Here is a 15585-nt window from a genome sequence, read left to right on the forward strand (position 1 = left end):
TTTCTCCCCCTAGGTTTATGCTATTTATTTAAATCTTGATCAAGCTCAGAACCCTGCCCTCGACGCCAACTTATACATAAAGTCATGGCTTGCCACCGGCTGCCTGCCCTTACCCCAGCCTACTTTTTCACGATAACCGCCAAGTAGTCCCTGCTCCTGAAGTTCCGCTTCTGTCACACCAATAATATTCTCAGAGTCTGGTGCAACGTAGAGAGCATCGACAGGACAATACAGCTCACACATAAAGCAAGTCTGGCAATCACTCTGCCGGGCAATAACAGGAATGCCATCCTCTACCCGTTCGAAAACATTAGTCGGGCAAACAGATACACATTGGTTGCACTCTACACATCTGGCAGCGCTGATCACCTCAATCACGATAGAACACCCTCCTTAGCCACGGCTTCCGTCTTCACCCATACCTGATCTAATCCGCCACTGATCAAGCGGTGATGCTGGCCATGATCTGTAGCCTTGAAATCCTCACGCTTATGCATGCCTCTCGTCTCTGTACGAGCAAGTGCTGAATTGTACATCCAGCGGGCTGTTGCGGTCATGGCTTCGGCTTCCCGTGCCTTGACCCCTTCTGGCGTACGCTGAATTTCGCGGCTTCGTTGCTCTTTCCACAATCCATCCAGACGATCTAGTGCAGACGTCAGCCCTTGTTCTGTCCGGAACAAATTGATATCATACGGCTTCACCTCAGCCTGTACAGCAGACACATACTCTGCTGTTTGGGCTGCCACTCCCGGCTTCACTTCCTGATGTACCAGTGGTGATGACGATAAGCCGACTGGACTACGCTGCGCGGCATGCGACCCCAGACTCTGTGCATAGACAGCAGCTCCTTCACCAGCAAAAGAACCTGAAGACATCGCCCACGCCGCATTATGGCTGCCTCCGCCAGTAAAACCTCCGCAAATCAGCTCGCGGGTAGCAGCATCTCCTGCCGCGTAAAGTCCGGGAACACCTGTGCCGCAGCTTTCATCTGTAATATGGATGCCACCCGTCCCCCGAACCGTGCCTTCGAGCCGCAAAGTAACCGGAAACGCATCCTTGAACGGATCAATTCCCTGGCGGTCAAATGGAAGGAAAAAGTTCGTCTGCGCCACCCGCAGCAGCGGTCTTAAATCCTCTGGTGCCCCATCCAGCTTGGCATACACCTGATTACCTGCCAACAGATTCCGGGCAATTACAGAACGGCCTTTCTTGGAACCGGCTCCCTCCACAATGCTTCCATCCTCATAATAAAAGCTGGCATAGCTGTAATACGCCGTCTTGGTCACCGAAGAGAACGTAGGGCAGATCGCATAGGCATTGGAGAATTCCATGCCGGACAGATTCGCCCCAGCCTCAGCAGCGAAGAGATAACCATCTCCGGTCAACACGTTGCAGCCAAGTGCCTTGCTTAGGAAGGCGCAGCCTCCGGTAGCAATAACGACTGCTCCTGCCTGAACATTCCAGGTTTCTCCACTCTGGGTATGAACTCCAGCCGCTCCAGCTACGCCATGCTCATCTGCCAGGAGTTCCAAGGCTGGGCTGTGATCTAGAATTTTAACGCCTGCCTTTTTCACCAGCCTACGCATTAATTTCATATATTCCGGTCCTTGCAGACTTCTTCGGAATTGATTGCCCTGCTCATCTACAGGGAATGGATAACCGGAAACACCCAGCTTGTTCATATTGGCATAGGTTTGATCCAGCACCCGGTCCATCCAGCGAGATTCAGCCAGCTGACCGCCAAGCGCATAACGACTTGCTTTTGCCTCTTTCCGGAGCTTCTCATCCGGCTTCACATACCAGACTCCCGTTCCCGACGGTGCCGTTGCCCCACTTGAACCGCAGTACCCTTTATCTGCAAGGATTACTTTGGCCCCCTTCGCTGATGCAGTAAGGGCTGCCCACGTTCCTGCCGGACCTCCTCCGATAACGAGCACGTCTGCCACCAAATTCACCGATCCTTTTTTCACCGATCCACTCATATGTTCAAGACCTCCTCAGTTTGTTTAGCCTTCGTAACTATCGCGCCAGAACAGGAACTTTCGTTCAATAATCCGGAACAAGGAATCGATCAGCTTACCGACAATTGCGAAAATAATAATGCCTACGAATACAACCTCCGTATTAGAGTTCTGCTTCGCCTCATTGATAAGAAACCCAATACCTGACTGTGATCCAATAAGCTCTGCTACAACCAAACCAATCCAAGCTACAGCCAGCGACAACCTTAGCCCTAACAAAATTCCGGGCAGCGCCGCCGGGAGTATAAGCCTGCGCAGCTTCTGATATGGACTGAATCCCAATACCCGAGCTACTTCGAACAATTTATTGTCCACATTACGGATGCCCATAAACGTATTAATATAGAGCGGAAAAAATGAGCCTGTCATAATGATCACAACTTTAGACATCTCTCCAAACCCGAACCAGAGAATAATGAGCGGCGCTATAGCTAAATGTGGAACAAGCCTAAGCACTTGTACGCTAGGATCGAGCACGTATTCTACACTGCGAAACAAGCCGGTCAGTACGCCGAATAGAAGACCCAACACACCTCCAATAAGAAACCCGATGCCCGCCCTACCCATGCTGACACCCAGATGATGAGTTAACTCTCCAGTAACCAACAAGTCGGTAAAAGCTCTTGCAATCGAAAGCGGAGTCGGCAAAAAGGTTGCTGAGACCAGCCCTGTACTCCCTGCCAGCTGCCAAAGAACTAACGTCGCCACCGGGATAATTGCCCCCATTCCCCAATCAGAGAGCAGGGGTTTCCATGCAACTTGTATTGCGGGTTTCTTCGGTGTCTTCTTGGATAAAGGAGCTGTGCCGCTGCTATCCAGCGTTTCTCTGGCTCTTTTAGTATTTTTGATAATAGCTTCTACTCCATCGCTCATGGTGCATCCCCCTTTTGTTTAATGAGCGTTCAAGGTTATCCGCGATAGCTGTCTTGCCATCTCAACAACCGTCGTTCAATGTAACGAACAATGGAATCACTCAACAATCCAGCTACGGCAAAAATAATAATTCCCACGAACACCACTGGTGTGTCCGCGAATTGACGCGCATCGGACATCATGTATCCAATGCCTGAGGTAGATGCAATAAGCTCTGCCACTACTAACCCCAGCCAAGAAAGCCCTAGAGAGAGACGCACTCCGAGAATAATGTTCGGCAGCGCTGCTGGAAGTACTAACCTGCCAATCTGCTTCAACCGGCTGAAGCCAAGTACCCGGGAAACTTCGAACAGCTTGTTATCCACGCCGCGAATTCCCATGAACGTATTAATATAAAGTGGAAAAAAAGCTCCCTTAGCAATCAATAGCACCTTCGACTCCTCACCGATCCCGAACCATAAAATGAACAGCGGTACTACCGCCAGACTGGGAATCATGCGGATCATTTGCAGGGAGGGATCTAACAGCTTCTCCGATCTGCGGAACAGGCCTACGAGAAGTCCTAACAGCAGACCCAGTCCACCACCTAGCAGGAATCCAGAAAAGGCTCTGACCAAGCTGATTCTAAAGTTCGGCCACAGATCGCCTGAAGCCGCTAAAGTTACAAAAGATTCCGCAATCGTATACGGCGTAGGGAACAGCATCTCCGAGATCATTCCATAATGCCCGAGCGTCTGCCACAGAATTAGCACACTGCCCGGCAGCAAAAGACCAAGTCCTAGTGTTGCCACCTTTCCGGGTCTTCCGGAAGTTCTTATGGCTACAGCCCGATTTGTCATACTTTGTACCCACCTTTTTCCAGATTTACAATCACTTTAAATAAACAGAAAGAGACCCTCGAATGTAATGCCTTCGAAAGTCTCCATGGGTATGGTCGACCTATTTTATATTCCGGCTCCGTCTGTAAGCTCTAGCTCATCTACCTTTTCAAAATAATTCAACACCTTCAAACGCAGCTCTTGAAAGGAGGTCGTTGTTTTTTTCCGTGGATACGGTAAATCTATCGGTACAATTTTACGTATTTTCCCGGGACGCGGCTCTAGAATCACTACCCGATTCCCCAAGAACACAGCCTCATCAATATCATGCGTCACAAAAATCATGGTTGTTTGGTTAGCCCGCCAAATGTCCAGCAATACCGTCTGCATATGAGCCCGAGTGAATGCATCCAGTGCACCAAACGGTTCGTCCAGCAGCAGTATTTTCGGATTGCGCAGAAGTGCACGAGCTATTGCCACCCGCTGGGCCATCCCACCCGACAACTCGCGGGGATAAGATTTCTCAAATCCATTTAACTTCACCAGATCAATCAATTCATCGACCTTCCCCCTAACCTCCTTGTTCCCTAGCGGTAAATCAGAGGCAATATTCTTCTCAACGGTAAGCCAGGGAAAGAGGCGATGCTCCTGAAAAATAAAACCCTTATCGATCCCAGGACCCCCAATCTCCGCCCCTTCCAGGGTGACACTGCCAGTGTACCCGCTATCCAGACCGGCTACGATGCGTAATAGTGTGCTTTTTCCACAGCCGCTGGGGCCGATGACTGTAATAAATTCGCCCTCCTGTACATGGAGATCTACATTATGGAGTGCTTGAACATGACCACCGGCAGACTCAAAACGTTTATTTAGGTTCGAAATAGACAGCAACGCTTCTCCCACCTTGACCCCTCCTTTAATCTGTATGGACAAAAAAACAGAGGCATTGCGTTTTTACATTCGCAATACCTCTGTAGGAACAGTCGGCAATCATTATTCAAAGTAAATCAATTGGAATTATAATATTTAAAATATCATCGATTTTATAAGCTGTCAACAAAAAACAAGCCCTTTTATGGAACAGAAGTGGAGTTATTTCTAGTTCATAAGTTAGAAAAGCAATGAATTTAATCACTTTTAGTAGGATGAAAGTATTAAAAAACTTTGCTTTTGCGTCGATATAATGAAGTAAGCTTATGACAAATTGGTTCTAAGGAAGGGGCTTTTGCTTGAAAAGCATATCATTAAAATGGGGAGCAACACTTGTTGCCCTTAACACCTTGTTCGGTGGTACTCTCTATGCATCTGCAGCTGAAATCACTCCACCGTTCTCCGATTTAACCGAAATACAACAGACGAAAAGTGCCGCAATCCTTGAGGCTGCTCGTCTAGGATTGCTTAAAGGCGATCCCAATGGACAATTCAGACCCACTGCGACTATGACTCGCCAAGAGCTGGCAGCCATTTTAGCGAAGACCTTAAAGCTAGATTCCCCAGTGAATTCCGCTTCTTCCTTTAGAGACGTATCTGATTCCAGTTGGAGTGTCTCCGCTATTGAGGCTGTTAAAAAGGCAGGATTTATGGAGGGTGATCTTACAGGTAATTTTAATCCATCCAGACCTGTAACTAGAGAAGAGCTTGCAGTTATATTTGTACGTGCCATCCGCGGAACTGGAGCACAAGGCGGACAAGCCAACAAGGTTAATGACGAATCCACAATCAGCAATTGGGCAAAAGAGTATACTGATGTCGCACTACGTCTTAAACTTATAGACTCTCCCGAAGATAGGTTCAGCCCCAAAGGTACTGTTCAGCGGCAGGATATGGCTTCTTTTCTGCTGAATATTTTTAAAGAAGAACAACAAACTGCAACGATCGACAATATAGATGGAGATTTCGTAACGATCAATGGCACGCCTTACCTCATTGAAGGTACACTCAAAGAATTAATGGGTGATAGCAACCATGATGCTTTAAGAGGAGCTGTCCTTAAGTTCAATTCCTTGAATCGTCATGTAGATGGTTTGCAAGAGCTTGAAATTGTACAAAAAGGGGTTCAACTAAATACCGCCGGCTTACCCTCCGGTTCTTTGCTCAATATTTCTGGAAATGATGTTGTTATTAAAGGCAATGTTACCGGTGATTTGAAGATTAAAAATGGCGTTTCGAGTATAACTTTTCAGGGCCAAGTGGGGCAGATCATTGTGGATTCTATAACTCCAGTTACTATTCATGGCAGCGGTTCCCTGCAAACCTTAAAAATAGTTGAAGGCGGCGCTAAGATCACCATCGATCCCTCCTTGTCTATTCAAAATCTGCAGTTGCCTGGCAACAGTCTGCCTTCACATTTCATAACAAATTACACAGCCATTCAAGATAATATCCAAAAGGTTCAAAATGCATCTGGAGCCGTTGCTCCTGTGTATACTTCGTCCACGTCTGCTAACGCCGTGAGCGATCCGACTCCGACGCCTACTCCCGTTGCGACTCCTGAGCCTACTCCGGTCGCGACTCCGATTCCTACTCCAGTGGCGACTCCTAGCCCTACTCCGGTGACGACTCCGGTGACGACTCCGGTGACGACTCCGGTCGCGACTCCTAGTCCTACTCCGGTGCTGACTCCTGAGCCTACTCCCGTTGCGACTCCTAGTCCTACTCCGGTGACGACTCCGAGCCCTACTCCCGTAGCGACTCCTAGTCCTACTCCGGTCGCGACTCCTGAGCCTACTCCCGTAGCGACTCCTAGTCCTACTCCGGTGACGACTCCTAGTCCTACTCCGGTCGCGACTCCTAGCCCTACTCCGGTGACGACTCCTGAGCCTACTCCGGCGACGACTCCTAGTCCTACTCCGGTGACGACTCCTGAGCCTACTCCGGTGACGACTCCTGAGCCTACTCCTGAGCCTACTCCGGTCGCGACTCCTAGCCCTACTCCGGTGGCGACTCCTGAGCCTACTCCGGCGACGACTCCTGAGCCTACTCCGGTCGCGACTCCTGAGCCTACTCCCGTAGTGACTCCTAGTCCTACTCCGGCGCCGACTCCTAGTCCTACTCCGGTGGCGACTCCTGAGCCTACTCCGGCGACGACTCCTGAGCCTACTCCGGCGACGACTCCTGAGCCTACTCCGGTCGCGACTCCTAGTCCTACTCCGGTGAACCATGCACCAGTCGTGCAAAATAATATTGATCCAATATCTGCTCTGATCACAAGTGGTGTCCAAAACGTCGACATCAGTAATGTGTTCATTGATCCGGACGGCGACCCGCTTACATTCGCAGCTGCATCCTCTAACGCTAGCGTTGCCACTGTATCTGTAAATGGGAATCATCTCAACCTTTTGCCGGTCGATTCAGGCACAGCCATGATTACAATAACAGCAATGGACGGCCAAGGTGGCGTTAACACTGCTACTTTTGCATTCACTGTAACGTCTAATCAGCCACCCATTGCGATATCTGGAATCACTACTCAACTCTTAACACCAGGTATCACTGCACCACGTACATTTGATCTGGCCCAGCTTTTTCAAGATCCCGACAATGACATGCTTACTTATTCAGCTTCTATAGATAACGTAAATGCTGGTACACTTAGCCTTAATGGCAACACTCTGACGGTAACTCCGGCAGCTAATAGTTCAGCTAGTGGTTTAGTGACCCTCACAGCAACGGATGATAAAGGAGGTTCAGCTACCTCAACTTTCACCTTGATTACAGCCCAGCTTGTAAACAACGGCTTTGTGCCAATAACCACCAAGCAAGGTGTATCCAATATTTCCTTCGATATTTCCAAGCTGATTCCTAATCAGAGTCAATTTAAAGTGTATACAGAAAGCAGCACAGGTTCATTGAGCGGACCTGCAACTCTGAATGGAGCTATATGGAATGGTCCTACAAGTCCAGGAACGGTATGGATAGTAGGTTCTGATGGCAAAGCGGTTGTATTATCTATAAGCGTGGCTTCACAGGGTACCTCTGAGCTATTCTTCTCAGAGTATCTGGACGGCGGTGACGGCAGAATCGCAGTTGAGCTGTACTATAAAGGAAATGGTAATCCCGCAGGAAAAGCAGAAGGTTACACCCTTGAAGTTCACCAATTTATGAAAGCCACCCAAACCAAACAGGTTTATTCCCGGCCATTATTTCCTGTACCTGTAGCAATGCCGTATATGTTTATAGATTCTACTTTTGGGGACGCATTTGATTTAATGAATATCTCCTATTACAATGATGAGCTGAGTCTATATAATCCAAAAACATATAATATTACAGCATTAGTACTGAAGAAAAACGGCCAAATCGTAGATGTTATCGGTGACCCTACCTCTACTCAGCAATTCCTCTCCACAGGTGGAACTATTGTCCGTAAATCTGGTATATACACTGGATCACAGCAGTATTCACTTGAGGGCGAGTGGAATCAATATCCCAAAGGAACTTACCAGTATTTTGGAAGCCATACTCCTTAAGCAGCCCTTTCTAATGTAAAAAACAAGCAGGCAGTGAGCCTCCAGATATTGGAGAAACACTGCCTGCTTGTTTATCTGCATTGCGTAGGGTTAAGTCGACTTTGGGTAAACCTCGGAATAACTCCTCCGGACCCCCCGTATATTTTAATTACCGAATCTAAACCCAATCTTTGATTTAGTTGCATTCTGTACACTTATTTCGTATAAAAAAGGGGTTGTCCTGAATATAACTGTATTCTATACAATTAAAATCCAGAAAAATCACCTTTAGCTGAGGAAATCATGAAAATAAGTGTACTGAATACAGCTATTTTTTGGGGACAATTTATTCGATGAGTTATAACTGTACAAAATACACTTATATGCTCCCACCGTCACTCCAACCTATGTCTACCGCTTCAAAATCTGCATTTTGCCTCCACTTGTTACTTATACTTCTGCATCTACTCCCTCTACTCCCACTACTTCCTCTATTTCCACCACTTCCACTATTTCCACCACTTCCTCTACTTCCACTACTTCCACTACTTCCACTACTCCTACTCCTTCTACTTCCTCCACAACTTCTACCGTTTCAAAATATCACTTCAAGCATATCGCTCCCCGGCTCTTAGCAACGCTGCTTACATCAGATATCTTAAATATAAATACACGCTGGAGATCACAATGGACAACAGCATTAAAGGAAATCCGACCTTCAAATACTTCATGAATGTAATCGGGTACCCCTCTTTTCCTGCCAAACCTGCTACGATCAAATTAGCACTCGCACCAATCAATGTGCCATTGCCACCCAGACAAGCGCCTAAGGCCAAACTCCACCATAACGGCTCCAAATTGCTGATCCCCATATTGCCCATCTCCTGAATCAGCGGGATCATAGTTGCTACAAAAGGGATGTTATCCAGAAATGCCGAGGTAATGGCGCTGACCCATAAAATCATCATTGAGCTCATCAGCACATCACCATTCGTTATTTCAATCGCTTTTGCTGCCAGCTCTGCAATCACACCTGTCTCTACAAGCCCTGACACCAACACGAACAGTCCGATAAAAAAGAAGATCGTAATCCATTCCACGCTGTGAAAAGCTTTTTCCAGCATATGCTCCCCTCCGGTCAGCAGCAGCAGTAAAAATGCACCAGCCAGCGCAACCGTAGCGGACTCCAAATGTAACGCCTGATGTAAAAAGAACCCGGCAATCGTAATTGCCAGTACGATCAAACATTTTCGCAGCAACTTATGATCTGTAATCATAACCTTCTCATCCATGTCCATGATGCTCTGCTGCAATTCAGGTGTAGTTTTAATTTGTTTACCGAACATCAATAACAGCAGCGGGATATACGCCAAAACGATGATGATAATCACGGGTGTCAGATTGCTAATAAAAGCCATGAAGGTCAGCTCCTTAACCGCACTGCCAATCATGATATTAGGCGGGTCTCCGATCAAGGTTGCCGTTCCCCCTACATTAGATGCGATAATTTGTGACATCAAAAAAGGCAGCGGATGTATGCGCAGTTGTCTTGTAATACTGAAGGTGACTGGCACCATAAGCAGCACTGTCGTCACATTATCCAAAAAGGCTGAAGCCACTGCGGTAATCACAAACAAAGCAATCAGTATTCTCTTCGGCTTCCCCTTCGCCAACTTAGCTGATTTCACAGCTGCGTATTTAAAGAGCCCCGTCTCTGCGGTAATCCCTACAATCATCATCATCCCTACAAGCAATCCTATAGTATTAAAATCGATGTGCTGTAGTGCCGTCTCCTGATCCACAATGCCCATCGCTATCATGACGATAGCTCCTAACATCGCCAGAATGGTACGGTGAATCTTTTCGGAAATAATAAGTCCATAAATCAGCAGAAAAATACCTATCGCCCAAACCGCTTGCTGTTCCATAATATCCCTCGGTCCTTCTATGTAATTTCGTTAACTTACAGTCTACTCATCCTATAACCTTATTATCATAAAATAGATTTGTATTTTTCGCACTGGGATTGTGGAATCATTTCACTAAAAAACGACTCTGCCGGATGTTTATCGGAGAGCCGTTGTGGATTCGATTATTTCATTTTCAGAGCCTGAGGCTCCTTGAAAGCAGTTAACTTCCCTTTACTCTGCACAATAATCATCCCATCCTCCAGCAAGGTTGGGCCGAATACTCTACCTGATGTTTTGAGCTGCACGATAGGTTTGGCGGTAATTAGATCAATAGCATCCAATTTCCCATCGGTCTGGGCAACATACATGCCATGTCCGAGCAGATCGAAGCGGGCAATCGGATTGCTGATTCCTCCGTACTGGAACACAGATTTATTAGACATTTTAACACCATAGATGCTCTGTTCGTTACTAAAAAGAATTCTTCCATCATAAGGACCCGCCGCGTAGGATAACTTAGCTCCGATGGATTCATACGAATAATTATCTCGTGTTACGGCAGCTGGATCAACATTTACTGGGTAGCCATAGACTCCTTTTTGTCCCCCAATATATATCCTGTCCCCAATGATCCAGGCTCTGCCTCCGCTAGTCATATATTCTTCTTCTGGTTTCGGATGATTAGGATCTATATGAGTGGGGTTATACTCTACAGCCTTTACAAGCTTACCTGTCTTCACATCCAAATGATCGAGTGTCGTCAAAGGAAGAGGGTCTACCAATGTAGCTTCCCGTTGTGAGATAAGCGTAGTCCCATCTGCTGCAATCGGAAGACTATGATTACCACTATTCCAAAGCTCTTTACCTGTTGTTCGATCAAACGCATGTAAAATGTCATACGTATACGCTCCGGATTCTGAGTTTTGAGCTAGCACCAGATTCCCCTCAACCATAAATGGTTCAAACAGCATTTCGCTGAAATTATCGCGCCACTGCAACTTGCCATCTTTCAGATTGTAGGCTTGAATATCGCCATTAGCAGCGAATAGCTGCTCTTTATCAATTAACAATTTACTGACACCTTTACTGGTTGCCGATGAGCTCCATTTATTTTTGCCCGTAGCCGCGTTAACTGCATAGATCGTACCTGCCTCCGAAGTGACGTAAGCCACGCCATCCTGATAGAGCAGCGGCGTTGTTAATTTGGAGCCGTATTTCCACATTACTTTTCCAGTCTGGACGTTAATCGCTAAAAGCTGACCCTTTTGAAGGATAAAAGCTTTGCCCGCTCCGACTGCAATAACACCCTTACCCATGATATAATCCGACGGCACATCTTTCAAAGCTGGCAAATCCATTGTTGTTGACCATTCAACCTTCGCAGCAGGCAGGTTTGCATAGTAATCATCACCATTCGAGCCTATAAAAGAGGTGTGTGGATCAACCGCAGCTGCTTGTACCGGATTTACCATAAGCAATACCCCTAAACCAATAACTGCAGTACGAAAATAAGATTTCAATATTGTTCCTCTCACCACCAAACTCCTCCTCATATAAGTAACTGCCTCATTTGGATAGCTTCTTAAAATCAAATATAATAATATTGGACGAGCAGGACATAATACTTATGGATTATTATTCCATTTTGTCAAAAACAACAGAAGAAATCAAAACATTTACTCACAAACTTACATTTTGTAAGTCATTGTGTTATAATAATCACATTCCTCCATACACGGACAGGCTTTAGCAAATATATGAATAACAAGGGGTTTGTGAGCATGAGTAACGAAGCAACCGCAGCACCAGCATCCGATTTTGAATTTGGTATCTATACCTTAGGAGACATCGTAGCGGATTGTCATACAGGGAAGAAGATCAGTCCAAAACAACGTCTCGACGACGTTGTAGCTGCAGCTAAGCTGGCAGATGAGGCGGGACTTGATGTATTTGGTGTAGGTGAGCATCATCGTCTTGATTTTGTAATTTCTTCGGTGCCAGTGGTGCTGGCTGCCATTTCTCAGGTTACTAACAGAATTAAACTAACGAGCGCAACAACCGTATTAAGCACCATTGATCCTGTACGGGTGTTCGAGGATTTCGCCACACTTGATTTGCTGTCGAATGGACGTGCAGAGATTATTGCGGGGCGTGGTGCTTTTGTGGAGTCTTTTCCGCTCTTCGGGTATGAGCTTGAAGATTATCACCGTCTATTCTCCGAGAACATCAATTTACTCTTGGAGCTTAACAAACATGAAGTTATGAACTGGGAGGGCTCCTTCCGTTCATCGCTGAAGGATTCGGAGATTGCTCCACGTCCATTGCAAGAGAATCTTCCGCTCTGGATTGGTGTAGGCGGTTCTCCAGAAAGTGCGGAGAAGGCCGGGATGCTCGGGACCGGAATGGCTATCGCCATCCTAAGCGGCAGTCCAGAGCCTTTTCAAGAGCTTGCCGCAACCTATCGGCGTGCCGGAATTCAAGCAGGACATCCACCTGAGGATCTAAAGATTGCGATCACTAGCCACGGCTACATTGCTGAAACCTCACAGCAGGCTTTGGATGAATATTACCCTTACTACTATAGTTACCGTAACTCTATCAGTCCAAAACCGGGTCAAGAGTACAAGGTGTCTCGTGATGACTTTGGGCAATATGTATCTGCTGATAACACGATGGCTGTAGGCAGCCCGCAGCAAATTATCGAAAAAATTCTCTATCAGCATGAGCTGTTCGGTCATAGCCGCTTTATGACTCAGCTCGATATCGGCGGCCTTCCTTACGCTCAGGTAGCCAAAGCCATTGAACTTTTGGCAACAGAGGTTGCACCTGTCGTACGGCGCGAGATCGCCAAGAAGAACAGCCGTTAGAATGGAATACCAAAAAGGGGCCCTCAAGCCAACGGCTGAGGCCCCCTTTTTATAAAAAAAATCACGCAAAGGATGGTTTATTATTATCTACTTTCCCGCTGATAAGCTTCTTATATTCGTCGTCTCCGCCGTCCAAAGAAGGTGCAGTATAAATCTGAGCTGAAGCTGGCTGCTGAGCAGAATGACTCGAGCCTGCTTTTCTTTTGGTGCTTTTGTCATCGCCGCCTGCACTCCTGCTCCCACCACTCGCAGATCGGAGAACAGCATCGGATAAGCTGTTAATACCTTTTATTCTCTTCATGCTGAATCCTCTCCTACTAAATGATTGATGGTACGGAATAAATCCTGATTATTCCCAACTACCGCCTTAAGATCATCTGCAGATAATCCATCACTTCCTGAGAAATGAACGGAAAGAACATACTTCTTACCTAGAGGATAGCATAGGATATATACCTCTGCAACTTCCGTGCGTTGAAAAAAAGTCCATTTACTCGATAAAAATGCATCTACCACACTAGGCTGCTTCTCATTCCCTTTCGTTACAGACAAGGGATAGGAGTGACCACGTCCGACATTCCCCCCCACCTGAACAAGTTGTTCCTTCTCTTGTGCCTGCCAGATGGCTGCACCGATTACACGACAATGCTTCGGAGGTAAAAAGGAATTGCGTATCGCCTCACTAAGTGCGTGATATTTATCTCCATTCTCGGAGATGGTCACATTACTATTATATTGCCAAAAAAAATGAAGGATACTTTCCTTGCGCCTTAAATCCATCTTTAGCTGCTCTAAATCTTTAAGCGGGTCACGGAATCTTCCACGTTCTTGAATACTATCAATAATCTTACCACAGCTCACATCCACAGCAGCCGTAGGATTATCGTGATGCACTTCATACTCTAAAGATGTAATTCCCGCTAAATCAGATAGCAGATGATATTCTTCTACATTTTCTCCAGGGATGAGATCATCACGCGCAGTTACCTGATCAGGCACTAGACAAAAAACACGGCTGCGCCGTAATCTAGCCCAAAACAAACCCATTTCAAACCCCGTATTATCGCGGGTCACATAATAATATTTACCACGGATTTTGGCGACATCATCTGGCGAGAACACAAATACGGCAAAATCGCTCTCATCCAAATTTCGCTCCAACGCCTCCATAGTGTATTCATTCGCCCGAAAAGCGTTGGCATACCAAGGATGCACTTCAGCATCCCTCTTCAGCTGCTCATGAATCGCTCTTGCATAACGTATAGACTCCCTGGAAGATCCAATGAATAGCTTTGGTTTAGTCACGGCAATGCTCCTTCATCCTCTTTCCCGATATGTAATAATTATACAAGTCTTTAGACCACCAGAAAAGAGGCCATATTCTCAAAAAATATTATTCTAAACCTCGTAAATTGGGTAAGGAATTACGACTACTCTCAAAAAGCGAGGATACTATGAACAAAATGATAGGTGTCACCCTGCTCACAGCTTGCCTTTTGGGTATAGCAGCGCCACAGTCTGCTGAAGCAAAGACAGCAGCGGGAAGTTATACCGCACAGGTATATGCGAGTTCTTTAAATGTACGCGATGAACCGGCTAAGAATGCAACTGTTGTAGGATCAATTAAGAATGGGGCTCGGGTTACTGTGACTGATGAGCAGCACGGATGGTTAGAGGTTAAAGCGGGGAGCACCTCTGGCTGGGTCGCGGGTTATTACCTAAAAAAGGTGAACAGAAACTCCCTGCAATCCAGCGCTTCTGGAACGTCTATTGCTTCTAAAACCAATACTGCCTCGTCAACATCAGCCAATGCTTCTAGTAGAACTTCAAAGGCTACAGTCACGGCTGATTCTCTGCGCATCCGAAGTGGCCCAGGAACACAATATAAGGTGCTCGGTTCTTTAAAAGTCAAGGATACAGTCACTCTCCTTCTTCATCAGAACGGCTGGGCTCGAATTCGCACAGTCAGCGGTGAAACCGGTTGGGTGGCAGAGCAGTATATCCGAAGTGGAAGCACATCAAGCAGTACAAGCAGTACAAGCAGTACAAGCAGCATAAGCACCGTCCAGCATAAAGGCGGACTACGAGGAAAGCTGATCGTCATCGATCCTGGTCATGGCGGCAGTGATCCGGGCATGCTTGGCACTACATATAACACCATGGAAAAAGATTTGAATCTGCATACTGCACTTTATGTCCGCGATGCTCTTGTTGCTAAAGGAGCACGGGTAGAGATGACGCGCACCCGAGACGATCAGAAGCCGACGTTAGCTCGTCGTGTTCAGATGAGCCAAGCCCTGCGTGCTGATGCTTTTGTAAGCGTTCATTATAATTCTTCACCTAAAAATGTATCCGGAACGTTGACCTTCTTTTATTCAGAAGCGGATGATTTGAAGCTGGCGCGGGCGATTGAAACCCGGCTGGGGCAAGGCATCGGTCTGAAAAGCAACGGGTTGTCCTTTGGCGATTATCACATCCTAAGGGAGAATCGGATTCCAGCTACCTTGGTTGAGCTTGGATTCCTTACCAATCCTACAGACGAGTCCATTGTCCGCAAGGCCTCCTATCAGAAAAAAGCGGCTAAAGCCATCGCTGAAGGCGTTGCGGATTATTTTAAATAACTGGCTGGAACAACACTCCAAAAAAAG

The 15585-nt window shown here is 46.7% G+C and carries 12 protein-coding genes; 3 read left to right on the forward strand and 9 right to left on the reverse strand.

Going from position 1 to position 15585, the window contains the following annotated elements:
- Window positions 1-45: 45 nt before the first annotated feature.
- The 5 genes from NST40_RS27400 to NST40_RS27420 all read right to left on the reverse strand — a co-directional run bounded on the left by NST40_RS27400 (window position 46) and on the right by NST40_RS27420 (window position 4615).
- Window positions 46-378 carry a ferredoxin family protein gene (locus NST40_RS27400; RefSeq protein ID WP_036680289.1) on the reverse strand — a complete coding sequence of 111 codons (333 nt, stop codon included), beginning with the start codon at window positions 376-378 and terminating at the stop codon, window positions 46-48.
- Window positions 375-1982 carry an FAD-binding protein gene (locus tag NST40_RS27405; protein WP_342410176.1) on the reverse strand — a complete coding sequence of 536 codons (1608 nt, stop codon included), beginning with the start codon at window positions 1980-1982 and terminating at the stop codon, window positions 375-377. Before NST40_RS27405 ends, NST40_RS27400 begins: the two co-directional genes overlap by 4 nt.
- A 24-nt stretch (window positions 1983-2006) precedes the next feature.
- A complete protein-coding gene (locus tag NST40_RS27410) occupies window positions 2007-2894 on the reverse strand; it encodes an ABC transporter permease (protein ID WP_342410177.1) in 888 nt (295 codons plus the stop codon).
- 35 nt (window positions 2895-2929) lie between these two features.
- On the reverse strand, window positions 2930-3733 hold the full coding sequence (locus NST40_RS27415) for an ABC transporter permease (RefSeq protein WP_038573373.1): 804 nt from the start codon (window positions 3731-3733) through the stop codon (window positions 2930-2932).
- Window positions 3734-3838: 105 nt separating this feature from the next.
- A complete protein-coding gene (locus NST40_RS27420) occupies window positions 3839-4615 on the reverse strand; it encodes an ABC transporter ATP-binding protein (protein ID WP_076277135.1) in 777 nt (258 codons plus the stop codon).
- Between the two features lie 326 nt (window positions 4616-4941).
- Here NST40_RS27420 and NST40_RS27425 point away from each other — a divergent pair, with 326 nt between their 5' ends.
- Window positions 4942-8181 carry an S-layer homology domain-containing protein gene (locus tag NST40_RS27425; protein WP_342410178.1) on the forward strand — a complete coding sequence of 1080 codons (3240 nt, stop codon included), beginning with the start codon at window positions 4942-4944 and terminating at the stop codon, window positions 8179-8181.
- Between the two features lie 623 nt (window positions 8182-8804).
- Here the strand turns inward: NST40_RS27425 and NST40_RS27430 are convergent.
- Both NST40_RS27430 and NST40_RS27435 read right to left on the reverse strand, forming a co-directional pair.
- Window positions 8805-10088 (reverse strand): ArsB/NhaD family transporter, encoded by a 1284-nt coding sequence (locus NST40_RS27430; protein WP_036680299.1) that lies wholly within the window; start codon window positions 10086-10088, stop codon window positions 8805-8807.
- Window positions 10089-10252: 164 nt separating this feature from the next.
- A complete protein-coding gene (locus tag NST40_RS27435) occupies window positions 10253-11605 on the reverse strand; it encodes a PQQ-binding-like beta-propeller repeat protein (RefSeq protein ID WP_179087022.1) in 1353 nt (450 codons plus the stop codon).
- A gap of 246 nt (window positions 11606-11851) precedes the next feature.
- Here NST40_RS27435 and NST40_RS27440 point away from each other — a divergent pair, with 246 nt between their 5' ends.
- The gene (locus tag NST40_RS27440) at window positions 11852-12937 is read left to right on the forward strand and encodes an LLM class flavin-dependent oxidoreductase (protein ID WP_076277132.1); all 1086 of its coding nucleotides are present in this window, start codon (window positions 11852-11854) and stop codon (window positions 12935-12937) included.
- 61 nt (window positions 12938-12998) lie between these two features.
- On the opposite strand, the gene NST40_RS27445 is transcribed toward NST40_RS27440, so the two are convergent.
- Window positions 12999-13238, reverse strand: a complete 240-nt coding sequence (locus tag NST40_RS27445) for a hypothetical protein (RefSeq protein ID WP_036680302.1) — start codon at window positions 13236-13238, stop codon at window positions 12999-13001.
- Window positions 13235-14242, reverse strand: coding sequence for a TIR domain-containing protein (locus tag NST40_RS27450; protein ID WP_175617364.1), 1008 nt, complete (start codon window positions 14240-14242; stop codon window positions 13235-13237). Before NST40_RS27450 ends, NST40_RS27445 begins: the two co-directional genes overlap by 4 nt.
- Before the next feature lie 149 nt (window positions 14243-14391).
- Between NST40_RS27450 and NST40_RS27455 the strand changes: the two genes are divergently transcribed.
- Window positions 14392-15558: an N-acetylmuramoyl-L-alanine amidase gene (locus tag NST40_RS27455; RefSeq protein ID WP_342410179.1), complete on the forward strand. Its 1167-nt coding sequence runs from the start codon at window positions 14392-14394 to the stop codon at window positions 15556-15558.
- Window positions 15559-15585 lie beyond the last annotated feature (27 nt).

Source organism: Paenibacillus sp. FSL R10-2778 (genome assembly GCF_038593035.1).
GTDB classification, from domain to species: domain Bacteria; phylum Bacillota; class Bacilli; order Paenibacillales; family Paenibacillaceae; genus Paenibacillus_AQ; species Paenibacillus_AQ odorifer.

Excerpts from the sequence above, each read along its gene's own strand:
- NST40_RS27405 (WP_342410176.1), bottom strand. The coding sequence starts at position 1,982 with ATGAGTGGATCGGTGAAAAAAGGATCGGTGAATTTGGTGGCAGACGTG.
- NST40_RS27410 (WP_342410177.1), bottom strand. The coding sequence starts at position 2,894 with ATGAGCGATGGAGTAGAAGCTATTATCAAAAATACTAAAAGAGCCAGA.
- NST40_RS27415 (WP_038573373.1), bottom strand. The coding sequence starts at position 3,733 with ATGACAAATCGGGCTGTAGCCATAAGAACTTCCGGAAGACCCGGAAAG.
- NST40_RS27430 (WP_036680299.1), bottom strand. The coding sequence starts at position 10,088 with ATGGAACAGCAAGCGGTTTGGGCGATAGGTATTTTTCTGCTGATTTAT.
- NST40_RS27440 (WP_076277132.1), top strand. The coding sequence starts at position 11,852 with ATGAGTAACGAAGCAACCGCAGCACCAGCATCCGATTTTGAATTTGGT.
- NST40_RS27445 (WP_036680302.1), bottom strand. The coding sequence starts at position 13,238 with ATGAAGAGAATAAAAGGTATTAACAGCTTATCCGATGCTGTTCTCCGA.
- NST40_RS27455 (WP_342410179.1), top strand. The coding sequence starts at position 14,392 with ATGAACAAAATGATAGGTGTCACCCTGCTCACAGCTTGCCTTTTGGGT.